This is a genomic window from Halonotius pteroides (genome assembly GCF_003605635.1).
Lineage (GTDB): Archaea > Halobacteriota > Halobacteria > Halobacteriales > Haloferacaceae > Halonotius > Halonotius pteroides.
Genome location: NZ_QMDW01000002.1, coordinates 190,282 through 216,243, shown reverse-complemented (window position 1 = coordinate 216,243; position 25,962 = coordinate 190,282). Strand labels below are relative to the sequence as shown.

The following is a 25,962-nucleotide window of genomic DNA, read 5'->3' as shown; positions in this document are numbered from 1 at the left end:
GCAGCTACTGGGTCAGTCGGCCGACGGCATCGGAGACGTCCTCGATCGTATCGGCCTGTTGTTCGTTGGCAGCAGCGATCTCTTCGACCTCGTTGGCGACGGTGTCGGCCTGCTCGACAAGCTCGTCGAGCATGCTGGCGACCTCCTCTGAGCTGGCGGCCTGTTGGTCGGTCGCATCCGACACCTCACGGATCCCGTCGGCGGTTTCCTCGACAGCTTCGGTGATATCACCGAGCAGCTCCATCGCCTCGGCGACGCGCTCGACGCCGCGGTCGATCTGTTCGGTCGTCGTCTCAAGACTGTCGACGGTCTGTTCGGTATCCGCCTCGATCGCCGTCACGAGATCCTCGATCTCTTGGGCGCGGTCTTGGGAGTCCGTCGCCAACGACTTGACCTCGTCGGCGACAACGGCGAACCCTTCGCCGGCCTCGCCGGCGCGGGCGGCCTCGATCGAGGCGTTGAGCGCGAGGATATTGGTCTGTTCGGCGATATCGTTGATCACGTCGACGACCTCGTTGATCTCGCTCACGCGGCTTTGGAGGTCATCGACATCGTCGGAGACCGCATCAACGGCGTCGCCGACATCATCCATGACGCCCATCGCGTCGTCGGCAGCGGCTTCACCGTCTTCGGCGAGCCCACGGGCGCGTTCGCTGTTGGTTTCGACCTCATCGGCGGAGGCGGCGATCTCCTCGACGGTTGCGCTCATATTGGAGACCTCACTGGCAATCGAGTGAATGCGTTCGGACTGCTCGTCAGTCAGCGATGAGATGCCTTGGGCTGATTGGGCAACCTCCGCGGCGGATCGCTGGAGATCGGTCAGCGGTTCATTGAGGTCAGCTTCGACCTCCCGGGCCAACTGCTCGCGCTGCTCGATTTCCTGTTCCAGCTTCTGGCTGTAGGAGTGGATGTAGGTGTCGGCGACGACCTGCATATCGAGATTGATGATCCGGAGGACGCTCGTGATATCAGCCCGGAGCTCATCGATCTCTGATTCGACGACCTTCGCGATCTCGTCGTCGCTGGCGGTCTCGTCGACGGCTCGTTGAACCCGATCGGTCAGCTGGTCGGCCGTCCGTCCGGTGAGCAACGGGAGGATGAGGTCGTAGTAGACGCCGTACTGGCCGATATACTGTTTCATCGGCATCTCCAGAAGGTCGTGGAGCTTGCCGATCCGCGCACGATTCCTGAAGTAGTCGTAGTCGTACTCGCCGCTGGCCAGCGTGGCAAAGTACGCCCGCTGTGTTTCCTTGAGCTGTTCGACGTTTTTTTCAGAGCGACCGATCACCTCAACGGTCTGGTCGTACTGGGTGAGATTTTCGTAGAACCGTTCGGCGATATCCTCGGTGTGGGCCGCAAACAGCGGCCGGAGATCGGTCAGTCGTGCGACATCCTCCTCATCGAAGTTGATGAAATCCTTCCGCCACTCGATCTCTCCGCGGTCGAGATCGATCTCCTGCATGAGTGAGTCGACATCGACCTGATCGTTCAGCCCACCATCGCCGAAGCTCTCGGCGTAGTTGCTCATACAACTAGCCTTTGAGCGCAATCAATTTAAGTTACGTTACTAGCGTCAAACTTTGATATTGATGACTTGATCGGGTTATGTCTGTATGGATCTGATCTTTTCCGAGCAGCAATCGGTGTATATTTGATTCCGGCGACTACAATAAGACATGTTGACAGCTCTCTCGATCTGTGTCTTCGATTTTCGCTTCGCCTCTCAGTTTTATCGGTTCGTGACCGATCCAAGTAGCTGTCACTAAACCCCTTGCTGTCGACACCCTGGTATGCGTCAGTTCATCGTGCTCGGTCACGACGCCCCGGCAACCGCTGAGTTCCCCTTAGACGATCTCTCGGGGGCCGGTCGTCTCGACATCCTGTGCCGCTGTGTCGGTGCGGCGGTGTTTCTCTCCCATGGCATCCGCGAGCACGTCCGGATGCATCTCGTCGTGAGCGACGAGTACACCATACGGTTCGACAGCGACACGCTCCGGCGACTCTACCCCGATGAGCGAACGATCGCCGCCCGGATTCGAGATGCGCTTGACCAACGGGCGGATGCTATCGGTCACCTGCCCGCTGAGGTATCGCCCGGGATGGAACTCTATCGTCTTGGCTTCGAGGCGACACTTGACGACGTTGCCAGCGACGGGCCGGTTGTTCAACTGCACGCCGAGGGAACGCCGCTCCCGGCGGTATCACCCCCGAGCGATCCGATCTTTGTCCTCTCGGATCACACCGATTTCACCGACCGCGAGGCCGAGTTGCTGGCCGAACACGCTGAGCAGCGACTTCGGGTTGGCCCTGAGACGCTGCATGCCGATCAGACGATCACGGTGGCTCACAACTGGCTGGATACCGCTGGCTACACCGAGTACTGAGTCGGGACGATCATAACGGTTAAATCCGGCCGCGGCGTGCCGATGAGTGCGGGCCGGTGGGGTAGCTTGGTATCCTTCGGCCTTCGGGTGGCCGTAACCACGATTCAAATTCGTGCCGGCCCATTTCTACCCACCGTTCACCACCGCCGAGCGACTGCGGCACGCAGTGCCGCGAGCGAGGCACTACGAACGGTGGGTGTATTGAACACACACGATTTGAATGAGGGAGTGACCAGCGGGAACAACCGTGATTCAAATTCGTGCCGGCCCATTTCTACCCACCGTTCACCACCGCCGAGCGACTGCGGCACGCAGTGCCGCGAGCGAGGCACCACGAACGGTGGGTGTATTGAACACACACGATTTGAATTAGAGAGCGACGGCAGGAGCGACCGTGATTCACATTCGTGCCGGCCCATTTTGACCCACCGTTCACCACCCCTGAGCGACTGTTCTCTGACGACACAGCCCTGTCAGCGACGCGTCGTGTCGAACAGTGTACTTTTGAGTGATACCCAGTAACAAGCACGTATGTACCGCGCACTGACCGCCCGTCGGCACCCACATCTGTGATGTTGCTGACGGTGATCACTATCTCGCTGGTGGTATCAGTGCTCGTCTATCTGGGGCTGTTTGGCTTTGCCGTCTCTCAGTACCAATCGTCCCGACAGCAACAGCAGTCTGAAACGATCGACCCCCATTCATTTAGTGCCAAAGACCAGCCCGAAACGGTGTATACGACCGCCGAACTAGAGCAGTTTGAGGTACTTTGGCAGGGCGAGTACGGCAAGTGGCGGTCGTCGGACTACAGCGCCAACGACACCGCCTACACCTATGTACACGGCCCTTACTGTCCGCATGATAAGCATGCCCTCGGGATTCAAACGGTCTCCAAGTGGGTCATTCTGACCGAACACGTCTGGGCCTGCGATGCCTGCGACCGCACCTACCCCTACCCTGATGAGGAGCTCGGCGACGGCACGATCATTGAGCGAGCGATGCACCGTCGTATCAAACGAAAACGGCAGGCAAACCAGTCGGCCTAACAGTCTATTTATGCGATACGGCCGATAGCCTACGGTATGCCCTCCTCACTCACTGCACGCGTTACACAGCGCGTGTCACCCCGAACGCTCCTGGTGTACCTGCTTGTGGCTGGTGGCGTGGTTGCTTTCACCGGCAACGTCGCACTCGTCGCCGGGCTGGCGACCGCATTTCTCATCGTTGAAACCCGCCAGGTGCTCATCGACACGCCCGGCATCGACAATCGTTGGGTGACTGCCGGCTTCGCGGTGGTGCTGCTTGCTGTCAGTCTTGTGTGGCTCGTCGCTGAGTTTCGCCAGCCGGCCGCGCTTCGGGTGCTGTGGGCCCCCGTTGCGGCCGTCATCGGGGGGCTTTGGCTGCTACTGGACGCCCGTGTCGACTTCGCGTACGACACCGCCGATACCGAGATCGATCAGGCCGACGATCTCGATCCCGATGCGTTCCTGCTTCGGATGCTACGTCTCAACCGCATCGCCGACACGCTCGAAGCTGGCCCGAAGACCGTCTCCGAGATTGCCGCCTGTTGCGATCTCACCGAACGCCAGGTGCAGGCGGCGATCGAGCTGTCCGGCGACGACGGGCCGATCGTCCGTGTCGACGACCCATCAGCCGATTCAACCGCCGCCAAAACGGTGATGACCGCCGATGACTCGCCTCGGTATGCACTCAACACGCGTCAGCTCGGTGTCACCGGCGTTGGTCGGCTGGCCATCGGTGGACTCAGGAGCCTGCTTCGACGGCTTGCCCGACCGGTTCTCGGCCCGACCTGACGCGTCGGCGGTGTCCCTATCGCTCGCCGAGTGCCGTCTCAAAAGGTCGATCACGCTCGTTGTCGCCGGCCGAGTCGCACAAGCATGTCGTGATCGACGACATACACCGGCAGCGTGGTACTGTCAATTGTCGCCGCCGCCAACTCACGGTATCTGGAACCTGGAGATCCCGTCGGTATTAATAGAGGCGCATAGCCAGTTATCAGGTTCCAGTGGAATCTATCTGCGTGCCGTCGCTGGGATCAGCGATTATCCCTGTCGGCGATGAAGTTGGTCTCAGTTGCCCGGACCACAAGATCAAAGGAGTCGTCGAGGAGACCCAGCGTGGATTCGTCGTGGGCGGTGGGATCCAGCGGATAGTAGGCGATTCCGCCGACCGTTTTGAACTGGTTGGTCAGGATCTGGAGGAATTTGAACGCGGGCTTTTCGCCGAACTTGTCGATAAGCTCCGAAAGGATGTCGAACTCGACGGTGATCCGGCCTTCCGAGCGGCCGTGTTCGTCGAGCACCTGTGAGATCGTATTGCCAAGCTTCGAGAGGCTGAGCCGCTTGCTGAGCTTGACGATCTCGATCGGTACGTTGGAGACATCGAGCCCGGCGATATCCTCGGCGGGGTTATCCTTCGTTGTCAACACGACCGTCAGCGCCGGCCAACTGCCGAGTTCTTCCCGCAGCAACCGGAGTCTTGCTGCCGGATTTGTCGTCACGAGAATGACGATATCGCCCGGTGCGAGAAAATGAACTCGGGCGTTTTTGATGCCCGGGCTGCCCTGTGGTGCCTTGACAAGGATGTTGCCCGACCGGTCGATGTCATCGGCAACGTGGACGCCCGACTCGATAAACTGGTCTTCGTGTCCGAAGAGGTGGTCTTTGAAATGCTGGATCGTTTTCTCCTCGTCGTAGCTGATCTCTGATCGATCACAGTAGGGACACCCCCAGCTGACGCCCGGATCCTCATGCGACAGATAATCTTGGTGATGGTCGAAGAGATGTTGTTTGATCTCCTCGGCCATCGGCTCTCGCTGGGCTCCCCACACCGTGTAGGCAGCCTGCCGAGACCGCCAGCGATAGACCATAGGGTTGGTGCGATGTATACGCAAATAAGTCTGGGGATACTCCACAACAAGCCCCGCAGTTTCGCGGTCACCGCAATCGCGTGCGGAAGGAGACGATCTCGGGGCCGTCGTGGCGGCGGTGACACTGACCGTAGCCACTTGCCGGTTCGGTGATCGAGACGGACAGTCGCTTGGTGAGCTTGGTAACCGTCTCTCTGTACAGCTCGTACACCCCGTCAGGGAGTGAATCAACCGTGTTCGCAGTTGTTTCGAAGGACTGCTCGCGCCACGTGGAGGCGTGTGCTGGCGTCAGCGACGCCGTCACCTCATCAAGTGGAACATACAGCGTGACACACAGCGCGTCGTCGCCCGGTGCCGCTGGATGAATACGAATGACGGTGTCGCTGTCCCGGTAGACCGTCCGTTCGGTCTGTGGGATCGTTTCCGGAATCGTTGCGTTCTCGCCGGTCGGCTCGTTCGGCCCGACTGTCGGCGTCATCGTCGGCTGCCCGGTGCCGTGAAGATTTGTTGAACTCATACGTCAGTCCTCTTGTCCTTGCAGGTGAGACAAGCAGTCAACAAGCAATAAAGTTTTTCCCGGAATTAGTAATAGTCGTTCAGGTATTTTTGAGATAAGATTTGAAACAGCTACTGTTGACTAATATATTAGCACAAAGTGGGGATATTCTATTGTATGCTATGTGTGCCATTAGTCACCACACCTATTCATGATATCCGATAGCCACCTGTCTCCGGTGGTCAACGTATTCCCCAGACAGAAATGAGCAGATCGGCGTCGCCTCAATCCGCACCAACAGCGAATCGTTCGGCGGCTTCGTCGACCCCGGCTGTGGTCACCCACGAGACACCGATGGTCAGTGCCGCCCCCAGTGCCATCCCAGCGAGGGCGACATCCCAGCCACCGTACGTTCGCGCAAACAGTGAGATGGTGGTGCCACCGATATCAACCGGCACTGTCGGCACGAAGACGTGGCTCAGGTACAGCAGTTGGCTCCCGCCGATTCCGGCAAGCATCCCACGTCGCGTTGTGTTCGGCCAGTAGAGGGCGACCATCACCGGCAGCGTGAGTTGGGCGAAGCCACCGAAGGCGGTGCTGCCGACCTGGATCAGCGTCCCCGGCCGGGTGAGACTGGTGAGGAAGGTTCCGGTTGCGAAGGCGACGACGCCGCCTCTGGCGAGCCACCCTTCCCGGTCGGCTGTCACCGCGGGCTCGACAAACGGCCGGTACAGATCCCGCGTGAAGTACGACGACCCTGACAACAGCATCGAATCCGACGACGACATCATCGCCGCCATCGCGCCGGCGATCACGAGTGCGGCGAACCATCCTGGAGTGTACTCCCCGAGTAACACCGGCAACACGTTCGCGCCTTCAGGCACACTGATCCCGAGGCCGGCCGCCCACGTCCCCAACAGGAACGCCGGCACGAACAACAGCAGTACCAACACCGGCCACAGCGCAAAGGAGCGTTTCAGTACCGCTGCCGATTCGGCGACAAAGAACCGTTGGTTAATCTGCGGAAACATCGTCACCCCGAAGGCGATGACGACGGCCGTCGAGATAATATACTGCGGTGTGTAGAAGCTACTCCCTAACGCGAGGAATGTCGGGTTGTTCGCGTCCAACCCGGCGGCCGCGACAGCCGGCCCACCGACCGCCGACAGCACCCACGCGACGGCGATCCAGATCACGCCCAGCATGAACAGCCCCTGGATCGTATCGGTCCACGCCACCCCGCGCATTCCCGCGAGACCGACATAGAGGATCATGAAGACGGTGATCAGCGCGGCCCCACCCCAGTAGGGCACCGCCCCGTCGGTAAGGCCGACCAGTGCCTCGCCGGCACCCATCTGTTGGAGCATCACGTACGGAAAGAGCCAAAAGAGGCTCACGCCCGCGACTAGCCCGCGAAGCCGGGTGGAGCCGAACCGATCGCCGAGCATCTCCGGCAGCGTGACGTAGCCGTGCTGTTGGCCAATCAGCCACTGTTTGTAGCCGATGAGATACCAGAGGATCGCAAACAGGATCCCATCCATCGTTCCCATCACCAGAATCCACTCGGGGCCCTGTCTGTAGGCGAGGTTGGGGCCCGCAAAGAAGGTAAACGCCGACAACAGCGTCGCAAAGGTTGTAAACAGCAAGACAAGTGTGCCGATCGATCGGCTCGCAAGGTAGTAGTCCTCGGCGTCGGTGCCGGTCAGCCGGTAGGCTACTAAGCCGACCAACAACGCGACCAGCAGGTAGCCCACAACGACCAGTAACTCGACCGATGTCGCCGCTGTCGACAGCCCGCCGGACAGCAGAGCCGGGTTAGGCATCGATGCCTCCCAGATACCGATCCCAGCCGTGGCGCGTGAAGGCGGCGAAGATGGCGGTAGCGACGATCATCCAGCCGATATGCCACCACAGCCACAGCGGCAGGCCACCGATCAGTTGGCTACTGCCCCAGAGAAACCACGGCACCGCGCCGGCGACGACGACGGCGAATGTAAGTAGCCAGCCGGCAGCGCGCATCGACGGGTTCATTTGTATCATTAGTATACTCCAGATGCCCCTAAAGATTACTATCTCTTCGCAGAGTTGCTGTTTGAAGATAAATTTTATTCAATTCAGGTCGACACCAGACGAGTGAGCTCCCACCATTTCGACGTGCAGGGTTCCTATCGGCTGTCAGTGTGGCCACTGCTGACGACAGGTATTTCAGATCGTAGAATTTATATATGATATCAGCGGCATCACCCTGTACGTCTCTCCGTCGCTGGAGTGTTCCCATGGACGACACAACAAAGTATCTGATTCACGCCCGGATCGCCGCCAACGGCATCGTCGAGCGGAGCGATGTCGTCGGCGCGGTCTTCGGCCAAACCGAGGGGTTGTTGGGCGATGAGTTGGATCTTCGTGACCTCCAGCAGTCCTCGAAGGTTGGCCGGATCGACGTTGAGATCAGCTCCGAAAACGGCCAGTCATTCGGCGAGTTGACGATCGCCACCAGCCTCGGCAAGGCCGAAACCGCGATCTTAGCGGCCTCTCTGGAGACGATCAACCGTGTTGGCCCCTGCCGGGCCGACATCGAGGTCACCTCCATCGAGGACATCCGAGCGGCCAAACGCCGGGAGATCGTCGACCGTGCCAAGGAGCTGTTGGCAACAGCGTTCGACGAAACCGGTGTCTCCGGGGCAGACCTCGTCGACGACGTGCGGGATTCCGCCCGCGTCGCCGATGTCATCGAGTATGAGGGGCTGCCAGCTGGCCCGAAAGTCGACAGCTCCGATGCGGTGATCATCGTCGAGGGCCGGTCTGACGTGCGCCAACTGTTGGCCTACGGAATCAAAAACGCCATCGCCGTCGAGGGTACCGACGTGCCCGACGCCGTCGCCGATCTCACCGCCGAGCGGACGGCGACCGTCTTCGTCGACGGCGACCGCGGCGGCGAGCTCATCCTCCGGGAGCTGCTGCAGGTCGGCGATATCGATTTCGTTGCCTTCGCGCCGCCCGATCGGTCGGTTGAGGATCTGTCCCGCTCTGCTGTTATCAACCGGCTCCAGCAGAAGGTTATCGCCGACCGGCTTCGCGGCGCGTCAAACGTCCGGGAGGCGATCGCTGATATCATCGATGAGACCGCCGACGAGCAACCCCGCTCGGCCGACGACCACCTCCCACCGCACGACGAAGACACCGAGGTCGAGGTCGTCCCGACAAGCTCCCCTGCGGCGTCGCCATCGCCACCGTCCGATCAGCCTTCTGCCGGGGCGTCATCTGGCGTCACCGCTGAGGACACTGCGGCGCATACGGATACCGGAACCGCTACAGCCGAGTCAGCTGTCGACGCTGCTGGGGCCGTCGACGACACGGTTGACGCTGGTGCCGCGACGGCCGCCGATGCAGCAGGCTCCGATTCCGATGACGTGGCCCCCACACCGGATGCGGTAGCCGACTCTCCGGCTGACGCCGACTCCGCTCCGACACCTGCGTCGCCGGCCAGCGACAACGCGGACGGTAACACCGATTCGACTGTCGATGGGGCTTCGGCTGACGATACCGACGAATCTGCCGATGCCACCGACGCCGAGCCATCGACCGTGCGCAGCCACGTTGCGGCAGTTATCGACGCGGAGACTGGCACCGCCCGACTTCTTGACGCTGAGTTTGGGGTCATCACCGAGACCGAGCCAGCAGCACTCATCGAGGCGATCGAGGCCGCCGCCGACCCGTACGCGTTGGTCGTCGACGGCGAATGCAGCCAGCGACTGCTTGACGTTGCCGCCCAACACGGCCTCGATCATATTGTCGCCGCCAGCACCGGCGAGTTCGTCAAACAGCCGATCGGAACGCGGGTGGTAACCGCCGCGGAACTGCAGCCACCAGAGCCGGAACTGGAAGCCTAATCCCCGCCTGTATACCGTAGCGTCACCCCGGCGGCATCCTCAAATCGATCGTCGCTTCGCGTCTGTGTCTGAAACCCGACCGCGTTATAGAGCGATCGTGCCGCCGTGTTGTCGACAGCGACATGGACGGTTATCGGCTGGCTGTGCTGTTCGAGCAGGGTGGCAAGCAGCGCCTTTGCCCGCCCCTCCCGGCGATACCTTGGATCGACAACGAGCTCAGCAATATGGGTTGTGTTGCCTGTCATCGCAAGCAGATAACCAACGGCCAGACCCGCGTCATTAACCGAGACGAACAGTCTGAACGTCCCACCGATCGCTGGTGACATGTCGTCGGCTGCTGTGGCGGCCGCGCTGCCTGCTGTGTCTACTTGGGTGAGTGCTGCGTTCAACAGGGTTGGTGCAGGCTCGGTAAGTTCTGCCTGCAGCGTACGAATTCTTGCCGCATCGGCGGCTGTCGCATGACGGATCGTTGATCGCATCACAACAGGCTAACGGCGAGGGCGACGCTGATGCCGCCGCCGGTCAGCGTTGCACAGAGGTTCACCAGTTGGTTGCCGAGCCGATCGCCCTCGATTGTCGCCCCCAGTATGCTGTCGGTCGTGATCCCCGCGAACCCGCCGACGGCGACGATGCCAGCGGCGATGCCGGTCGATCCCTCCGGGCCAAGTGTGAGCGTCGCCGTCGCCAGCGCGCTGATGAGCCCGATGCCGACGAGCCCGGCAAGTTCGCCCTGCCACGTCACCGCGCCGTCGGTGCCGGGTTCGACGCGCTCGAAGGTCGTGATCAGCCGCGGGCGATCATACAGACAGCCGATCTCACTCGATAAGGTGTCGCCGAGGGCGGTCGCCAGCGAGCCAGCAAAAGCAAACGGGACGGCGAGGCTGACGATCGCGGCCGGCTCGACGAACTCCCCGGCGGCGGCCATGATGACCGCCAGCAGAGCAACTCCCGAGTTGGCAAGGACGTTGCTCACCCCACGGGCCCCGTCGTTGTCCTCGGCGACGCCGCGGGCGGCCTTCCGGTCGTAGCGAAACTTCGAGGCTATCCCGCCGACCGCAAAGAAGGTGATCAACACGGCAAACCAGCCGAAGCCGCCGAGGACGATCGTCAACACACCAAGGAGTATCCCGGTCAACATCCCGGAGACGTTTGCTGTCCCAAGCCCATAGGAGATCCCACCGAGGGCAACGGTTACGATGACGGCGGCGATCAACTCCGTGGTTGGCACTGTCCCAACCAGCGTTGCGACAAACCAGCTGGCGAGGCCCACCGATAACACGACGACCGGATCGTCGCGTTCGTACAGCAGCTCCCGGAGGAGCGCGGCGATCAACCCGCCGATCACGGCCAGAAGGATCACCGCCGACCACGCGACGGTCTCGCCGTCGACGGCCGCGACGACGAACTGGCCGGCGATCGCTGCCGGAATCCCGCCGGCGAGAAAGCCGGCGACGGCGAGAAATGGATCGCTACTGCGGGTGCGGGCGATCTCAGTCCCGAGGTTGCCGACGCCAAGTACCAACAGGGCGGCGACAAAGATCTCCGCTGGGAGCCCAGCCTGTGGCAGTGCCAACAACAGTGCCAACCCGGCGGCCGCAAAGCCGAAGCCGGCCAGCCCGTTGAGCCGGCCGTCCTGGCGGTCGCCCGGTCGGGCAAATAACTCGAAGACGGGGCCGTCGTCGATGAGTGTTGCTGCGGCGGCACCGATGGCGGCGAAGGGAACCGCTGTCGCCGCGCCGGCAATCGGGGCCACAAGTGACAGCGCGGCCACGAGGGCGAACGCGCCGGCACGACGAACCCGTGATGTCACACCACCGGGTACCCCTGACGGCCACTTAACGCTCCCGACATGTCGAATCCGGCGTGTGGCTCTCTCACACGCCCAGTTCGTGCCACCGCAGTTTTTGCACCACCGACCCAAACCGACAACAGTGCTCTACGAGGCCTATCTTTCGTTGCGGCTTCGCTGGGAGTCGAACCCGCCGCCGGAACACGTCGCCGTCGTCATCACCGAACGCGACCTGCTCGAACAGGGGGCCTACGAGACGTTGCGGGACTTTTTCCGATGGGCTGTCGAGTACGGTGCCGACCGGATCACCGTCTCTGTGAGCGTGCTTGATGAGGCTGTCATCCCAACGCTTAGCCGTGAGCTCACCGCCTTAGAGACACCGCTGCCGCTGGCGGTGCGTCGCCCCGGCGACACCGAATCCGTCGATGCTCCCATTCAGGTGAGTATCGGCCTTGGCGGCAAACGCGAGTTTGCCGAGACCGTCCGCCAGCTTGCTGAAGCCGTTGACGACGGTGACCTCGAACCGGAAGCGATCGAGGCTGACGATATCGACAGGCGGCTCGTCTTCCGCGATGAGCCCGATCTCGTCATCAAAACAGGAGCCGAGCGGCTCTCGGATTTCATGATCTGGCAGTCCGTCTACTCTGAACTCTACTTTACTGACGTGAACTGGCGGGATTTCCGCGAGCGCGACTACCTGCGCGCGCTGCTCGATTACGCCGATCGCCAGCGACGGTTCGGCAAATGACGGTCGGCAGGCGGCTTAGTCAGCGGGATCGAGGGTCGCATCTGCTCCCGGCGACTCCGAGTCATCGTCGGCTGGCGTCGCCGCCTCAAGCTCCTCGGCGACGGCCCGACGCCCAGCCTGCGGTAGCTTCCCGCGGAGCCGGCTTACCAGTTCGCTGGCCTCTTTGAGCTCGAGGCTGCCGACCGCACTGGCCAGCGCGACGGCGCGGTCGATCTTGCTTTCCTGCCACGACTCCTCACGAGCCTCGTAGGTGCGAATCCCCCGTAAGAAGTCGATCTTCGAGAACTCCGGCCAGTAGGGCGCACAGAAGTAGACGGCGGCCTCGTTGCCGTTGGCGTGCCACGGGAGGAAGTTTGAGGTACGCTCGTCGCCGCCGGTGCGGATGATGAGGTCGACATCCCGCACCGGCTGGCGGTAGAGCCGAGCTTCGATCGCATCGGGATCAACGTCGTCGGCGTCGAGATCGCCGTCGGCAACAGCGGTTACGACCTCTCGGGCCGCCCGGAGCAACTCGTTGCGCCCGCCGTAGGCGAGGGCGACGTTAAGCCGGAACCCATCGTAGCCAGCGGTTTTCGACTCGGCGTATGTGATGGCCTCCCGGACGCGTTCGGGGAGGCGACCGATCTCGCCGATCGCTCGGATCGAGACCTCGTTGGTGTGGACACGGTCGTTGTCGGCGAGCTCGTAGAGCTTGGCTTCGATGATATCAAAGAGCGGCTCCCGTTCCTCGGGTGGCCGATCGAAGTTCTCGGTCGAGAAGGCATACAGCGTTAGCTCGTCGATGCTGAGCTCCTCACACCAGTTGAGCACCTGTTCGGAGGTGTCGGCACCCTCACGGTGGCCCTCCGGGGTGTCCTCGCCCTGTTTGCGGGCGTATCGCCGATTGCCGTCCTGAATAATGGCGACGTGGGTCGGCCCCTCGCCGATCTCCCGGCGGAGCAGTCGCTCGTAGCCACGGCGAAACTGACGGTTGAGCCACCCGTACATCTACCCCTACCCAGCGGATGGGGCTATGTGTGTTTTTCTATCTCACTCAACAATCGCCGCATTCGTTGGCAACGATTCGTTAGGCGAGGTCGTTGATCTTTTCGACAACAGCGTCAGCAAACTCGCTGGTGGCGAGCTTTTCGCCGCCCTCGATCTGTCGGTGGAGGTCGTAGGTGACTGTCCGGTCGACGATCGTCTGCTCGACGGCATCGCGGACGAGGTCGGCGGCATCGTCCCACCCGAGGTAATCAAGCATTTCGCGGCCTGAGAGAATCATCGCCGTCGGGTTGACCTTATCTTCACCCTCATATTTCGGCGCGGAGCCGTGTACCGGCTCGGCGAGACACCGACCGTGACCGAAGTTCGCGCCCGGCGCGATGCCGAGGCCGCCGATCTGTGCGCCGGCAGCGTCGGACATGTAATCGCCGTTGAGGTTCATCGTCGCGATGACCTCGTACTCGTCGGTGCGGGTCAGCAACTGCTGGAGCATGTTGTCGGCGATGCGGTCGTTGACGACGACGGTGTCGTCGGGGGCTTCCCCGTCGTACTCCTCCCAGAGTTCGTCCTCGGTGATGACCGCCTCGCCGTACTCCTCTTCGGCGACCTCATACCCCCAATCGCGGAACGCGCCCTCGGTGAACTTCATGATGTTGCCCTTGTGGACGAGCGTCACCGAGTCCCGATCGTTGGCCAGCGCGTAGTCGATGGCCTCACGGATGAGTCGCTTTGAGCCGAATTCGGTGATCGGCTTGATGCCGATACCGACGGGGCCGTCGTGGATCGTGTTGTCAAAGCCCATCTCGTCTTCGACGAACTCCTTGAGCTCCTGGACTCCGTCAGTCCCGGCTTCACACTCGATGCCGGCATACACGTCCTCGGTGTTTTCGCGGAACGTGACCATATCCATCGCCTCGGGCTCTGTGACCGGCGACGGGACGCCGTCGAGGTGGTAGGTGGGTCGCACGTTCGCGTAGAGATCGAGTTTCTTGCGGAGTGCGACGTTCAGCGAGCGGAAGCCCGCGCCGACCGGCGTCGTCAGCGGGCCTTTGATAGCGACGCGGTGTTCGCGGATGGCGTCGACGGTCTCCTGTGGAAGGTGCTCGTCGTATTTGTCGCGGGCGGAGCTGCCGGCGTAGACGCGCATCCAGGCGATTGAGCGGCCGGTTGCCTCGGCGGCGGCGTCGAGCACCCGCTGGGCGGCCGGGCCGACATCCGAACCGATTCCGTCGCCGTGAATGATCGGAATGATCGGTGTTTCTGGGACGTTCAGTTCCCCGGTGTCCTCGTCGGCGAGTGTGATCTGCTCGCCTGCCTCGGGAACCTCAATCTTGTCGTAGCTCATAGACGGTGAAGGATTCTGCAACCAAACTAAAAGGCCTGCCGTTCTCCGTGGCTGCCGCAAAACAGTGGAAACACTGTCCTCGCTACCGGGATTCTCGTCATCGTGGTTTTCTCCGTCAACTCGACCCCGGCGGCGGCTACCAGATCCGACCGGGTCGAAACCGCTTTGCGGCCGCCAGCCAACACACACCCATGAGCATTGGCGCACTCGATACCGACGCCGTCGAGAGCTACCGCGAGGCCGGTGAAATCCTTGTCGAGACGATGACCGAGGCTCGTGAGATGATCGAACCCGGTGTCACACAACTTGAGGTCGCGGAGTATGCCGAAGACGCCATCCGCGAGGCTGGTGCAGGGCTGGCGTTCCCGGTCAACATCTCGACCGACGAAGCTGCCTCTCACGCCACACCCGCCCGCGATGACGACACCGAGTTCGGCGAGGAAATGGTCTGTCTCGATATCGGCGTCCACGTCGACGGGTATATCGCCGACGCCGCCGTCACCGTCGACTACACCGGTCACGGCGACATGGTCGCTGCCGCCGAGGACGCGCTTGCGGCCGCTGTTGCTGCCGTCGGGCCAGGCGTCGATACCGGCGATGTCGGCCGCGAGATCGAAGCCGCAATCGACGACTACGGGTACACACCAATCCTCAATCTGACGGGCCACGGCGTCGAACGCTACGACGCCCACACCGGGCCGAGCATCCCGAACCGCGCGGTTGATCGCGGGGTTGAACTGGAGGTCGGCGACGTGATCGCTATCGAGCCGTTCGCCACCGACGGCCGCGGCAAGGTCGGCGAGGGCGCGACCGAGGAGATCTACGAGCAGGTCGGCGACGGCTCGGTGCGGGATCGACGCGCTCGACAGGTGATGGAGGAGTTGGCGGCCTTCGACGACCTGCCGTTTGCGGCCCGCTGGCTCGACAGCTCGCGGGCGGCGATGGCGCTCCGGACGCTGAAAAACGCGGATATCATCAAGGGCTACCCCGTGCTGAAGGAAGCCGACGGCCAGCTTATCAGCCAAGCCGAACACACGATGATCGTTACCGAGGACGGCTGTGAGGTGACGACCGCTGGGATTCACGACTTTGATTGAGACCCGGCTTCGGCTGGGCACAAGAACTAGGTATGAATAGCGATAAATTATGAACTGTGAGTAACTCAGAATCAAGTGACGATCCTGAAAAAGAGATCGTCGCGGTCACGAAACACGGGCAGGCGACGATTCCCAAACGGTTCCGTGACCAACTCGGGATCGACGCACCGGGAAAAGTCCTGTTTCGGGAGACAGACGACGGAACGATCACCGTCGAGCGGGTTCGATCGCCGAGCGAGATGCGCGGCTTCGCCACCCGGAGCGACGCGACGACTGACAAGCCCGCGACAGAACTCCTCCGTGAGAAACGGGCCGAAGATCGAGCCGAACGCGACAACCGGGCCGACACCGAATGACGATTCCTGATCGTGTCGTCTTCGACGCCGAACCGTTGGTCGCACACGCCGACGACGAACCCGGCAGTGATGTCGTCGAGGAGTATCTTGATGCAGTCGCCGTCGACGACACTACAGGCTTCGTCAGCTACGTCACACTCAGCGAGATTCGGTACATCCTCGCGCGGAAATACGACCGTGAGACTGCCGACGAGTACATCGACTGGCTCACTGATCTCGGTACCGAACCGATCGGCGTCGCCGACTGCTGGAAAGGGACTGCCGATCATGTGCTTTCGCACAATCCAGCACTCGGCGACGCCTTCGCGTTGGCGACGGCAGAACAGCTCACGGCAATGCTTCTCGTCGGTGCAGACGACGACTACGACGCTATCGACGACGTGTCGATCACGCGGTTCCGGAATGAAGCCGGGTAATCACGTTTGCCTTCGGTCGGATCAGTCGGTTCTTAACCCGATCAAAACGTCTCCCAGTCGACAACCTCTATATCGTCGATCCGCTCAGAGTCGGCGACGTTGGCGGTGACAACAGGGAGCTGTTGTGTCCGGGCCGTCGCGGCGATGTAGACACCGTGGAGGTCATCGAGCGGACAGCCTTGTTGTTTGAGCGATCCGATGATCCGTGCTGCTGTCGTCGCGACCGGCCGTGTGATCGGATGGATATCGAAGCGAGCGAGCAGTCGGGTCAGCTTGTCTTGGGCCTCTCGGTAGGCGTCGGTTCCGGGCTCGTACTGTAGTTCAACACCCAACTGGAGTTCGGTCACGGTCACCATGCTGAGCAAATGACGACCCTGCTTGTCGAGGGTTGCGACCTTGTCGTCAACCCCGCCGCGGTCGATATCGACGACAACGGAGGTATCAATCAGTTTCATCGGTGATCCGCTCGACTGTCCCGCGGCTCAGCGATTCGATCTCGTCGCTAACGTGGTCAGCTGTCTCAGCATCGAACACCTGCTGGCCCGAAACCTCAGCAAGCGTCCCACCGCTGTCGAGTTTTGCATCGATAACCTCGCTGAAACTCCGGTCGCCTTTTTCCCGTTTTAGACGACGATACACGTCGTCGCTGATGACGATATTCTTGCTCATACACTACGTATGGGTACCCACACAGAAAAAATAGCTTGCAGGTCAACTACCTGAGTGGGGGCACCGATGCCAGTGAACTGCCGCACACACTATTGACAGCTCAATCGCCCTCCGACAGTAGTTCACCAGTATACTTAGGTACAAGAAGATAGATGTATTGTATAGAAAAAGTATGAGTGAGTCAGATTCAGAGCGAGTCGTCTCCGTCTCGGCGCGGGGACAGGCGACCATCCCGAAGGAGTTCCGGGACGCGCTTGGCATCACAACACCGGGGCGAGTCAAGTTCGTCCGCACTGAGAGTGGCGATATCGTCGTTCGACCGATCAAGTCCGTTACTGACTTGCGCGGCGTGCTGGCAGGCAAAACCGACGAGAAGGGACGATCACCGATAGAGCAGCTACGAGCCGAACGGGAGCGAGACAAGGCCGCCGAGAGCGATCTCCGGGATCGATACGGCGCGAGCGACGACGAAGATGAGTGAGACACAGGCCCTCCCGGAGACAGTCGTTTTCGATGCTGAGCCGCTGATCGCCTACTTTTCGGATGAACCGGGGAGTGATACGGTCGAACGGTATCTCACAGCTGTCGAAGGGACAACTGATGGTTACACAGCGGCCGTCAACGCCGCCGAACTCCATTATATCGTCCGGGGCAATGCCGGGAGAAAACGAGCGGACACAGTCATCGATGTGCTGGCTGAAAGCGGTATCCAGCGAATCGGAACCGACAAGCTATGGCAGATCGCAGCCGATTTCAAGTTCCAGTACTCGCCCGCACTCGGGGACGCGTTCGCGCTTGCTGCGGCTGCGGTCGTCGATGGGACGCTGCTGGTCGGTGCCGACAACGACTTCGCTGACGTTACCGACGTACCGATCACGCGGTTCCGCACCGACCCCGCCTGACGGTACCACTAACACCTCCAAGCGATAGCCCCCTGTATGGAGCAGATCTTCGCGCCGTGGCGGATCGACTGGGTTGAACGCGACTCTGAGAAGCAACCCATCGACGGCTGTCCGTTCTGCGTCCTCTCCGAGCGCGACGCCGACCGCGAAAGCCGGATCGTCGCCCGCAGCGAGCACAGCTTCGCGCTGCTCAACAACTACCCCTACAATCCGGGCCATCTCATGATCATCCCCTATCGCCACGTCGGCGACTACACCGCCCTCACCCGCGCCGAACTGCTGGATCACGCCCGGCTCAAGCAGGTCGCTATCGACGCACTCCACGACGGTCTTGGGCCTGACGGCCTCAACATGGGCATGAACAGCGGCGAGGGTGCGGGCGGCTCAATCGATGACCACCTCCACACCCACCTCGTGCCGCGCTGGGAGGGCGACACGAACTTCATGCCGGTAATCGGCGAGACGAACGTCATCGTTGAGGCTGTCGACGACACCTACGAGCGACTCCATGAGGGCTTTGCGGCCCACCCCGGTGCCATCGTCGATGACGCTGAGAGCGACGACGGCGACAACGCCGAGCAGGCGGTCGAATTTGCGTTCGATCTCACAACCGACGACACCGCGTAGCGACATCGCCGCAGCCTCTCGACCACTGAGACCAGCCGATTTTTGCCCGTCGCTGCCAACCCACAGCTATGGACGACACGCCGGTGCTCGACAATCACATGCATCTCGATCCCGACGCCGCCCGCGGGATGGACGCCGTCGACGACTTCGTCCAGTTGGGTGGCACTCACCTCCTTGTCGTCAACAAGCCCTCGTGGCATCTCGGCGTTGAATCAACCGATCCCGAGGACTTCCGCTCGGTTTTCGAGACCACCATCGACACCGTCGCTGATGCGACCGAGCGGCTACCGGGACGTGCGTGGCCGATTCTTGGCGTTCACCCGGGACTTATCAGCCGCCTCATCGACGGCCGCGGCTGTTCGCCGGAGGAGGCCGCCGATCTGATGCAACGCGTTCTCGATATCGCCGCCGAATACGTTGAGTGCGGCGACGCGCTCGCGTTGAAATCCGGGCGGCCACACTACGAGGTTGATGACGCCGTCTGGGCGGCCTCCAACGACGTGATGAAACACGGGTTCAAGCTTGGGGCTGACCTCGACTGTGTCGTCCAACTCCACACCGAGGCCAGCGAAGATCTCACCGAGATCGCCGAGTGGGCTGACGACCGCGGCCTTGACCCGCTCCATGTCGTCAAACATTACGCCAGCGGTCGCCTCACAGGCCCGACACCGAGTGTGATGTGCAAGAAGGATTGGCTTGCGACTGCCGCCAAGTCGGACGACCCGTTTCTGATGGAGACCGATTACATCGATGACCCCGACCGGCCGGGGGCGGTCATGGGGCCGAAAACCGTTCCCCGGCGCGTCCGGTGGCTCCGCGAACGGGGCTACGATGAGGCGATCGAGATCGCCCACGTCGAAACGCCGAAGCGGGTCTATGGCATCGATACCCGCCGAACACTTGAGTAGCAGCCCAAACGAGAAGAAAGGTCTTTGAGTGCGCCCCCGGAGACACAAGTATGACCGATGAGGACGAGCCAGCCGAGACCTTCTATTCGGAAGACCGCTGGCAGAACTGGCTGACGCGGGTCGGCGAGGAGGATCTCGATCCCGAAAGCGAGGACTTCGCCCGGCTCTACTTCAATCTCCAAAACGACACCACCATCGCGATCGCCAAGATCATCACCGCCGTTGCGGACGGCCATCTCGACGAGGAGGAAGCCCTCGACAAACTGGAGTTTATCAACGACATCGTTCTGGCCGAACCGGAGTTCGACGCCGAAAACAAGCTACTCTTACTCGACAGTGTCCAGACCAGCCTCATCCCCGTTTTCTATGCTGCCGAGGAGTATCTGATCGGTGGGGCTGTCGAGGAACAACCGCTCGATGACAACATCACCGAAGCGGTTGCTGCGGCCGCCGACGAGGATGATGACGCTGCACTCGCCTACCTCGTTCAGGCCGGCACCCAGATCATCGACGGCACCGAGTTCGACGGCAGCGACATCGAGGAACTCGACTCCTGGCTCGTCTCCGAGTGGCTCAACGGGCTCGACAGCCTGCAGGACGCCTTTGCGGATCCCGAAGTTATCGAAGAAGACGACGACTGATCGGGCTGTGATTCGACGATCGACGTCATTCGTATCGACACACCCATAAGCCACCTCGGGCAATCTCGCGTATGGAACCTGTCGGCATCGACGCGGTTGAGGTCTGGACCGGCAAGCTCAAACTCGATCTGCCGGACACCTTTGCCCCACAGAAAGGCGAGGATCCGGACAAATACCGCAAGGGGATCGGGCTGGTCGGCTCGTCGTTCCCGGATCTCCACGAGGATATCGTCACCATGGGCGCAAACGCCGCCAAGCGGCTCATGGATCGCACGGGGCTCACCCCCGAGGATATCGGCCGGATCGACGTTGCCACCGAGTCAGCGTTCGATAACTCCAAACCGGTGTCGACGTACGTTGCGGGGTGTCTCGAACAGTATTTCGACGGCGAGTTCCGCCACGCCAACAAGGGCGAACGAAAGTTTGCCTGCGTCGCCGGCACCCAATCGATCGATGACGCATACAACTGGATCCGTGCCGGTCGCAACCGCGGGCGGGCCGCCCTTGTGATCGCCACTGACACCGCGCTGTACGCCCGTGGCGACCCTGGTGAAGCGACACAGGGTGCGGGCGCGGTCGCCATGCTCATCGACGAAGACCCGGATCTCGTCGAGATCTCAACCGAGCAAGGGTATGGCAGCATGGACGAAACCGACTTTCTGAAGCCGAACCAGCAGTTCCCGTCGGTCGACGGCAAACGGTCGGTGCAAGTATATCTGTCGCGCATGCGCGAAGCGGTCGAAGACTTCGAATCCGTTGCCTGGGATCTGCATCCCGATGATTTTGCCTCCGTTCCGTTCCACACCCCCTTCCCAGGGATGGTTCGAAAGGCAGCCTTGCTCGGCTATCGCCATATGAGCCGCGACACCGAGATCGAAGACGCCCTCGCCGGCGAGATTGGTCGCCAGCCACGCGAGGCCGACTACGCCTCACGAGAGGCGTATGAGGAGGCGATCAGTGAGTATACCGACGCCCTCAAACAGACCGAGCAGTACCAATCGTGGTACGACCGCACCATCGAGCCGACGCTCACCATCTCCCGGCAGGTCGGCAACTGGTACACCGGGTCGGTGCATATCGCCCGCATTGCTGCGCTCCAGTATGCCGCCGAGGAAGACCGGAACCTGGCCGGTGAGAAGCTGCTGGTCGGGTCGTATGGCTCCGGCGCGCAGGCTGAAATCCACGCCGAAACCGTCCAGCCGAACTGGGAAACCGAAATCGCTCAACTCAACGTCGACGCCCAACTCCGGGCTCGATACGACCTCTCGTATTCGGAGTACGAACAGGTACACGACAGCCACAACCACGAGAAAGGAACCGTCGATATCGATGACTTCACCGAGCCAAGCGACGAGTTTGTGTTTACCGGCTGGGGCCGGATGAACGAGCGACAGTACGAGTACGTCGAATAGTTATCGGTTTGCTCTTTCAGCCGGATGTTCAAGTGCGATGGTGACGAAACAACGGGATATGAGCCGCGTCCAACGTGGGATCGTCCACGACCTCCACGACGAGCCGCATCTCGACGGTCGCCGGATCACGGTTCGATTTATCAAAACGCAGGTCGAAGACCGCGGGCTCGATCCCGAAACTGTCTCAGAGCGGTACACTCTCGACGTGGCCGATGTCTACCGCGCGCTGACCTACTACCACGATCATCCCAAGGAAATGGACGACGTCGAACAGCAGCGACAGTCGGCAATCGACTCTCACGACCACCTGACGACTGACCCCGACGACGTGCGTCGCTGATGGGGTATCGGCTGCTTGCAGACGAAAACATCGAGCAAGCAACGATCACCCATCTCCAGCAACTCGACCACGATACCGAGTGGATCGGTGATGTCGCCGAACTCGGGCTCGGCGTGAGCGACGATGTGATCGCCAGCTACGCAGCGCGTGAGGAGCGACTGATTCTCACACAGGACGATGACTTTCTCGCTATTGCGGCGAACCGACCAGTCGGTGTCCTGTTTCAAACCGAGGAGACGCTATCGGCACGCGAAGTCGGCGGCATCGTCGATGAATTATCTGATTATATCGAACAACCCGATATCGTTGTCGAATACGTGAGTCGCAACTGGCTGTGACGAAACTGAACGCAGAGATAGCTATAGACTGGTAGCAACAGCTACGGACTAGCAGAGAGCCACATCCTCACGCGAGGATGTGTTGTCGCTGGAGGAACTCCAGTGTTCAGATAACGCGGTTCTGAAGGTAATCGAGGTGTTTGGCGTTGTAGACGATCTTCACCTCGTCGGCGTCCGGGCTGCCGATGCAGGTGAGCCGGACGTTTTTCTCTTCGACTTCCTCATCCGAGAGGATCTGCTGCATATCCATGTCGATCTCGCCCTCTTTGACGATGGCGGCGCAGTTTGCACACGCGCCGGCGCGACACGAGAAGGGCCAATCGTAGCCCTGGGCCTCGGCGGATTCAAGGATGTACTCGCCTTCGTTGACATCGAGTTCACCGTAGTCCTCGCCGTCAAGCCCTTCATCTTCGGCCTTGTCGAAGAGGTCGTCGTCGTCCATTTCCCAGCCGTGGTCATCGAGCACTTCGTAGTTGAGGTAGGTTACCGTTGGCATCAACAGATCGTTGGGCGCCCACGGCATTAGACTTTGCTGTTCCCGCAGGTGCGGCGTCCGGCTTTGGCCTGTGTATCGGGGCGTTCGCCCACAGGAATGGGCGATACTGTGTCACCGACAGCGCGAAACAATGAAGAGGACCGCGGAACGAACAGTAGTATATGAGTGAGGGAGTGGTGGCGGATTTCGCCGGTCGGTTCTACACCGAGAAGATGGAGACGATGGAACCGATCACCGGCCGCGTGCTCCTCAGCCACAAGCAGTTGGTGTTGGTCACCGACGATCAGGAGACACGCATTCCACTGTCCTCGGTTGTGGATACCAACATCGGCTCGCCACCACAGGCGTTCAAGCAGTTTTTCAACGATACCGTCACCATCGCCTACAAAAAAGACGGCCAACAGAAGGTCGCGGTTATCGAGGGCACCGGCCCAAACGTCGAAAAGTTCAAAACCGTCTTTTTTAAGATCATCGTCGGCGGTCAAACCGTGATCGTCACACACCCGGCCAAACGTGGTGGACGGATCACCGACGCCAGCGACCGCAAGATGAAACTCGGCCTCAAACGCGGCCAGTTGGATCTCAAGGGCAACAATGAAACGGTGACGATCGACCTCGGCGGCGTTATCGACTTCGGCCGCGAACAGCGCGATATCGGCGGTAAAACCCGGCCGACGCTGTCGGTTGATCACTCCGAGGCCGGAACGACACTGACGACACTGATCACGCTGCCAAACGGCCGCAAGCTCAACCTGCTCGGCCGGTATGTCCGGCTCGAATACAGCGACATCATGGAAGCCCTCGAGGAGATTGAGGTCGGCGACGAAGAGGTCGAAACACTCGTTTCGCTGTACAGTGCCGGCGGTAGTGCGGAGCTCAGCATGCTTGTGACCGGCGATATCAACGAGACAAAAGCCATCGTTGACAAGCTCAAAAGCAAGGAACTCGTCGAGGACGGCGAGGAAGGGCTGTCGTTGACGGCGAAGGGACAGGTGATCGTCAACAAGAAGATCGAGTCGGTCAACGCCTGAGCCGGCGAGTACGCTATCGACTGTTTGCCTGTTACCCTTGATACTGCAACTCGTTACTGCTCGTTCATCGCTTCGCTGGCGATGTTGCGACCCCGCGAGTTCAGGGTTACCTCGTGGCGTGTCCGCACCTCATCGACGATATCGAGTTGAATAAGCTTCTCGAAGGTTTCCTCGACTTTGTCAACATCTTGACCAATAAATGCGGGGATCTCGAACGGTGACACCCCGGAGTACAGTGCCATCAGCACCTCCTTTTCGGACGGTGCGAGGTCAACGTTGGCCTCGCTGCGGCGTTCGCCCTCCTTGAGAAACGACTGGACAAAGAGACAGGTTCGTTGTGCTCCTGTGAGGTGGGTTTCAACGGAGGTCTGGCCCTCGACGTGGGAGACCTGAATGACGGTTCGCTCTGTGCCGCCGACCGTTCGTTGTTCGGTGCTGATCTCGCTGATTTCCTCCAATTCGAGTTCGACGAATTTGCCACTCTGGAGTGCGGTGGCGATCGCATCCTCCTCGACTTTCAGGCGTGCTTTTTCCCAGGAGGTATCCTGAACGACGCCGCCCTCGACAGCCGGGTGTTTGGCCTTGACGATGTTTTCGTCAAGAACAGCTTTGAAGAACGCCGTTTTGAACTCCTCGTGGTCGGCGGCCGACACCAGCATGACATCCTCGCCGAGTTTGAGTGCCAGATAGTTTGAGGCCGCCGCGATCGACTGACTGGCGTCCTGTCGGCCTGACAACCCGCTGATATCCGAGAGGGCGATCGTCCGCTTGCCGTCGTTGCCGGCAAGGATGAGACGGCGGTTCGACAGCAGAATCCGGCCCTGCGACCAGTCGACATTGTTGAGTTGCCGCCCCTCTTTGACCGCCATGGCGAATCGCCCTTTCGTATCCGCGATCTTGTACTCACCCTCACTCATCGGAACTCACCGCCTCACATGGGGTGTCGATCGATACATGTTGTTGTACTGTCTCGCCCCTCTGTAATATCACTATCGACCTTTGAGCTTCGAGATCGCCGAGAACGCCCGCTTGCGAACCTGTTTACTATCATCCTCAGTAAGATTTTCCACCACATCGCGGGATCGCTCGCCGCCGATCTTTCCCAGAATAAAGACGCCCTGTGCGCGGGCGTCGTCCGGGGCATCACCCTTGACAAGCTCCAGCAGTTCGTCTTCGACTAGCTCTCCACCCATCTCGGCGAGACTGGTGGCCGCAAACTGGGCGGTTTGGGTGTCATCGCTTGTAAGCGCGTCAACGAGTGTGTTGATGGTCTCCCGGTTGGGTTTGTCGACGACCCGCCCGAGAAACCACGCGGCATTCCGGCGCTGGCGTTGTTGGCTGCTTTCGTCTAGGATCTCAACGATCGGCTGGACGGTCGCGTCGTCGGCACCCTGTAGTTCGGTGACGATCCGATCGCGGATCGAGTGACTCTTTTGGGTGTCGACGTTCGACAGCAGTTCGATAATCGAGTAGATCGACGCGCTCCGCACCCCTTCGTCGGGATCGTTTAATGCCGCTGCCAGCGGTTCGACCACATCGGCGGTGCCGGCTTCGCCCAGCGCGGAGGCAGCGATCCGCCGGATCGCGGTGTTGTCGGCGTCCATCATGTTCTTCAGCGCGGCAAGTGCCTGATCGGTGCCGATCGCCGACAGTGAGATCGCCGCTTCGTGCCGAACTTGCCCGTTTGGATCACCAAGCCGGTCGATCAACGCCGGCACCGCTGAGGGGTGGTTGATCTCGCCGAGGGCCATACAGACCCGCTGTCGAACACGCGGGTCGGTATCTGAGAGCGCGCTCTTCAAGGAGTTGATCCCGGATTCGTCGCCGAGTTTGCCAAGTGCGGCGGCCGCTGCCATCCGTAGTTCGGGGATCTCCGAGGAGAGGGCTTTGGCAAACCGCTTTGCGACCGCCCAATCGGCCCCCTGATCGATCTTCTTGCCGGTGATCTCGACGAGCAGCTGTTCGACAGCTTCCGCGCCGATCTCGTCAAGGCCGTCGACTGCGGCGGCTTTGACCGCACCGGATTCGTCGGTGACGGCAACCGAGACGAGCGTCTCGATGGCATCCATCTCTTCGGTGGTGGCGATCTCGCCGAGGAGCTCACAGGCGCGCTTCCGCACCGCCGGGCTGTCGCTTTCCAGCAGCATCTCTTCGAGCCCGTCGACATCACCGGATCGTGCGAGATCGTACAGCGACATTGGGA

The 25,962-nt window shown here is 61.0% G+C and carries 31 protein-coding genes and 1 tRNA gene; 18 read left to right on the top strand and 14 right to left on the bottom strand.

Annotated features, from left to right (window positions below):
* Nucleotides 1–4: 4 nt before the first annotated feature.
* A complete protein-coding gene (locus DP106_RS02530) occupies nt 5–1,528 on the bottom strand; it encodes a globin-coupled sensor protein (protein ID WP_120083184.1) in 1,524 nt (507 codons plus the stop codon).
* Between the two features lie 262 nt (nt 1,529–1,790).
* Here DP106_RS02530 and trmY point away from each other — a divergent pair, with 262 nt between their 5' ends.
* The 4 genes from trmY (at nt 1,791) to DP106_RS02510 (ending at nt 4,198) form a co-directional block, all read left to right on the top strand.
* The gene (gene trmY / locus DP106_RS02525) at nt 1,791–2,384 is read left to right on the top strand and encodes a tRNA (pseudouridine(54)-N(1))-methyltransferase TrmY (protein WP_120083183.1); all 594 of its coding nucleotides are present in this window, start codon (nt 1,791–1,793) and stop codon (nt 2,382–2,384) included.
* A gap of 50 nt (nt 2,385–2,434) precedes the next feature.
* Nucleotides 2,435–2,507, top strand: a tRNA-Pro gene (locus tag DP106_RS02520).
* Between the two features lie 449 nt (nt 2,508–2,956).
* Nucleotides 2,957–3,430, top strand: a complete 474-nt coding sequence (locus DP106_RS02515; protein ID WP_120083181.1) for a hypothetical protein — start codon at nt 2,957–2,959, stop codon at nt 3,428–3,430.
* Between the two features lie 36 nt (nt 3,431–3,466).
* Entirely contained in the window at nt 3,467–4,198 is a 732-nt protein-coding gene (locus DP106_RS02510) for a hypothetical protein (protein WP_120083179.1), read from the top strand.
* A 242-nt stretch (nt 4,199–4,440) separates the two neighbouring features.
* Here DP106_RS02510 and DP106_RS02505 read toward each other — a convergent pair whose 3' ends face one another.
* From DP106_RS02505 to DP106_RS02490, 4 genes are all read right to left on the bottom strand, one after another.
* Entirely contained in the window at nt 4,441–5,274 is an 834-nt protein-coding gene (locus DP106_RS02505) for a DUF7504 family protein (RefSeq protein ID WP_120083177.1), read from the bottom strand.
* A 67-nt stretch (nt 5,275–5,341) separates the two neighbouring features.
* Nucleotides 5,342–5,791: a hypothetical protein gene (locus tag DP106_RS02500; protein ID WP_120083176.1), complete on the bottom strand. Its 450-nt coding sequence runs from the start codon at nt 5,789–5,791 to the stop codon at nt 5,342–5,344.
* Between the two features lie 263 nt (nt 5,792–6,054).
* The gene (locus DP106_RS02495) at nt 6,055–7,593 is read right to left on the bottom strand and encodes a sodium:solute symporter family protein (protein WP_120083175.1); all 1,539 of its coding nucleotides are present in this window, start codon (nt 7,591–7,593) and stop codon (nt 6,055–6,057) included.
* Nucleotides 7,586–7,801: a DUF3311 domain-containing protein gene (locus DP106_RS02490; protein ID WP_120083174.1), complete on the bottom strand. Its 216-nt coding sequence runs from the start codon at nt 7,799–7,801 to the stop codon at nt 7,586–7,588. The genes DP106_RS02495 and DP106_RS02490 overlap by 8 nt, the downstream gene beginning before the upstream one ends.
* A gap of 245 nt (nt 7,802–8,046) precedes the next feature.
* Here DP106_RS02490 and dnaG point away from each other — a divergent pair, with 245 nt between their 5' ends.
* Nucleotides 8,047–9,660 carry a DNA primase DnaG gene (gene dnaG / locus DP106_RS02485; RefSeq protein WP_120083173.1) on the top strand — a complete coding sequence of 538 codons (1,614 nt, stop codon included), beginning with the start codon at nt 8,047–8,049 and terminating at the stop codon, nt 9,658–9,660.
* Here the strand turns inward: dnaG and DP106_RS02480 are convergent.
* Both DP106_RS02480 and DP106_RS02475 read right to left on the bottom strand, forming a co-directional pair.
* Nucleotides 9,657–10,139 carry a GNAT family N-acetyltransferase gene (locus DP106_RS02480; protein WP_120083171.1) on the bottom strand — a complete coding sequence of 161 codons (483 nt, stop codon included), beginning with the start codon at nt 10,137–10,139 and terminating at the stop codon, nt 9,657–9,659. The two genes, dnaG and DP106_RS02480, sit on opposite strands and share 4 nt — an antisense overlap.
* Nucleotides 10,139–11,470: a DUF92 domain-containing protein gene (locus tag DP106_RS02475; protein WP_120083170.1), complete on the bottom strand. Its 1,332-nt coding sequence runs from the start codon at nt 11,468–11,470 to the stop codon at nt 10,139–10,141. Before DP106_RS02475 ends, DP106_RS02480 begins: the two co-directional genes overlap by 1 nt.
* A 121-nt stretch (nt 11,471–11,591) precedes the next feature.
* Here DP106_RS02475 and DP106_RS02470 point away from each other — a divergent pair, with 121 nt between their 5' ends.
* Nucleotides 11,592–12,197 carry an undecaprenyl diphosphate synthase family protein gene (locus tag DP106_RS02470; RefSeq protein WP_120083168.1) on the top strand — a complete coding sequence of 202 codons (606 nt, stop codon included), beginning with the start codon at nt 11,592–11,594 and terminating at the stop codon, nt 12,195–12,197.
* Nucleotides 12,198–12,212: 15 nt separating this feature from the next.
* Here DP106_RS02470 and uppS read toward each other — a convergent pair whose 3' ends face one another.
* Nucleotides 12,213–13,184, bottom strand: a complete 972-nt coding sequence (uppS, locus tag DP106_RS02465; RefSeq protein ID WP_120083167.1) for a polyprenyl diphosphate synthase — start codon at nt 13,182–13,184, stop codon at nt 12,213–12,215.
* A 79-nt stretch (nt 13,185–13,263) separates the two neighbouring features.
* Nucleotides 13,264–14,526 carry an isocitrate dehydrogenase (NADP(+)) gene (gene icd / locus DP106_RS02460; protein ID WP_120083165.1) on the bottom strand — a complete coding sequence of 421 codons (1,263 nt, stop codon included), beginning with the start codon at nt 14,524–14,526 and terminating at the stop codon, nt 13,264–13,266.
* Between the two features lie 191 nt (nt 14,527–14,717).
* Between icd and map the strand changes: the two genes are divergently transcribed.
* The 3 genes from map to DP106_RS02445 are packed head-to-tail and all read left to right on the top strand — an operon-like array spanning nt 14,718 to nt 16,395.
* Nucleotides 14,718–15,623, top strand: coding sequence for a type II methionyl aminopeptidase (gene map / locus DP106_RS02455; protein ID WP_120083164.1), 906 nt, complete (start codon nt 14,718–14,720; stop codon nt 15,621–15,623).
* A gap of 56 nt (nt 15,624–15,679) precedes the next feature.
* Nucleotides 15,680–15,979, top strand: a complete 300-nt coding sequence (locus tag DP106_RS02450) for an AbrB/MazE/SpoVT family DNA-binding domain-containing protein (protein ID WP_120083162.1) — start codon at nt 15,680–15,682, stop codon at nt 15,977–15,979.
* Nucleotides 15,976–16,395 carry a PIN domain-containing protein gene (locus tag DP106_RS02445; protein ID WP_120083161.1) on the top strand — a complete coding sequence of 140 codons (420 nt, stop codon included), beginning with the start codon at nt 15,976–15,978 and terminating at the stop codon, nt 16,393–16,395. The genes DP106_RS02450 and DP106_RS02445 overlap by 4 nt, the downstream gene beginning before the upstream one ends.
* A 41-nt stretch (nt 16,396–16,436) precedes the next feature.
* Here DP106_RS02445 and DP106_RS02440 read toward each other — a convergent pair whose 3' ends face one another.
* Together DP106_RS02440 and DP106_RS02435 are read right to left on the bottom strand one after the other, a co-directional pair.
* On the bottom strand, nt 16,437–16,850 hold the full coding sequence (locus DP106_RS02440) for a type II toxin-antitoxin system VapC family toxin (RefSeq protein WP_120083160.1): 414 nt from the start codon (nt 16,848–16,850) through the stop codon (nt 16,437–16,439).
* Nucleotides 16,837–17,064 carry an antitoxin VapB family protein gene (locus DP106_RS02435; protein ID WP_120083158.1) on the bottom strand — a complete coding sequence of 76 codons (228 nt, stop codon included), beginning with the start codon at nt 17,062–17,064 and terminating at the stop codon, nt 16,837–16,839. Before DP106_RS02435 ends, DP106_RS02440 begins: the two co-directional genes overlap by 14 nt.
* A 172-nt stretch (nt 17,065–17,236) precedes the next feature.
* Between DP106_RS02435 and DP106_RS02430 the strand changes: the two genes are divergently transcribed.
* The 8 genes from DP106_RS02430 to DP106_RS02395 all read left to right on the top strand — a co-directional run bounded on the left by DP106_RS02430 (nt 17,237) and on the right by DP106_RS02395 (nt 22,232).
* Nucleotides 17,237–17,545, top strand: coding sequence for an AbrB/MazE/SpoVT family DNA-binding domain-containing protein (locus tag DP106_RS02430; RefSeq protein ID WP_120083157.1), 309 nt, complete (start codon nt 17,237–17,239; stop codon nt 17,543–17,545).
* Nucleotides 17,538–17,966, top strand: coding sequence for a PIN domain-containing protein (locus DP106_RS02425; RefSeq protein ID WP_120083156.1), 429 nt, complete (start codon nt 17,538–17,540; stop codon nt 17,964–17,966). The genes DP106_RS02430 and DP106_RS02425 overlap by 8 nt, the downstream gene beginning before the upstream one ends.
* 36 nt (nt 17,967–18,002) lie before the next feature.
* The gene (locus DP106_RS02420; protein ID WP_120083155.1) at nt 18,003–18,593 is read left to right on the top strand and encodes an HIT family protein; all 591 of its coding nucleotides are present in this window, start codon (nt 18,003–18,005) and stop codon (nt 18,591–18,593) included.
* 68 nt (nt 18,594–18,661) lie between these two features.
* Entirely contained in the window at nt 18,662–19,501 is an 840-nt protein-coding gene (locus tag DP106_RS02415) for a TatD family hydrolase (protein WP_120083154.1), read from the top strand.
* Between the two features lie 50 nt (nt 19,502–19,551).
* The gene (locus tag DP106_RS02410; protein ID WP_120083153.1) at nt 19,552–20,142 is read left to right on the top strand and encodes a DUF2150 family protein; all 591 of its coding nucleotides are present in this window, start codon (nt 19,552–19,554) and stop codon (nt 20,140–20,142) included.
* 71 nt (nt 20,143–20,213) lie between these two features.
* Complete coding sequence (gene hmgB, locus DP106_RS02405) at nt 20,214–21,554, top strand: hydroxymethylglutaryl-CoA synthase (RefSeq protein WP_120083151.1); 1,341 nt, start codon at nt 20,214–20,216, stop codon at nt 21,552–21,554.
* A 58-nt stretch (nt 21,555–21,612) separates the two neighbouring features.
* Nucleotides 21,613–21,894, top strand: coding sequence for a DUF433 domain-containing protein (locus tag DP106_RS02400; protein WP_120083220.1), 282 nt, complete (start codon nt 21,613–21,615; stop codon nt 21,892–21,894).
* The gene (locus tag DP106_RS02395; RefSeq protein WP_120083150.1) at nt 21,894–22,232 is read left to right on the top strand and encodes a DUF5615 family PIN-like protein; all 339 of its coding nucleotides are present in this window, start codon (nt 21,894–21,896) and stop codon (nt 22,230–22,232) included. The genes DP106_RS02400 and DP106_RS02395 overlap by 1 nt, the downstream gene beginning before the upstream one ends.
* 106 nt (nt 22,233–22,338) lie before the next feature.
* On the opposite strand, the gene fer is transcribed toward DP106_RS02395, so the two are convergent.
* On the bottom strand, nt 22,339–22,728 hold the full coding sequence (gene fer / locus DP106_RS02390) for a ferredoxin Fer (protein ID WP_120083219.1): 390 nt from the start codon (nt 22,726–22,728) through the stop codon (nt 22,339–22,341).
* A 161-nt stretch (nt 22,729–22,889) separates the two neighbouring features.
* Between fer and DP106_RS02385 the strand changes: the two genes are divergently transcribed.
* Nucleotides 22,890–23,759, top strand: coding sequence for a CheF family chemotaxis protein (locus tag DP106_RS02385; protein WP_120083149.1), 870 nt, complete (start codon nt 22,890–22,892; stop codon nt 23,757–23,759).
* Nucleotides 23,760–23,812: 53 nt separating this feature from the next.
* On the opposite strand, the gene DP106_RS02380 is transcribed toward DP106_RS02385, so the two are convergent.
* Both DP106_RS02380 and DP106_RS02375 read right to left on the bottom strand, forming a co-directional pair.
* Nucleotides 23,813–24,676 carry a CheF family chemotaxis protein gene (locus DP106_RS02380; protein ID WP_120083147.1) on the bottom strand — a complete coding sequence of 288 codons (864 nt, stop codon included), beginning with the start codon at nt 24,674–24,676 and terminating at the stop codon, nt 23,813–23,815.
* A 72-nt stretch (nt 24,677–24,748) separates the two neighbouring features.
* Nucleotides 24,749–25,957, bottom strand: coding sequence for a HEAT repeat domain-containing protein (locus DP106_RS02375; protein ID WP_120083146.1), 1,209 nt, complete (start codon nt 25,955–25,957; stop codon nt 24,749–24,751).
* Nucleotides 25,958–25,962: the final 5 nt, after the last annotated feature.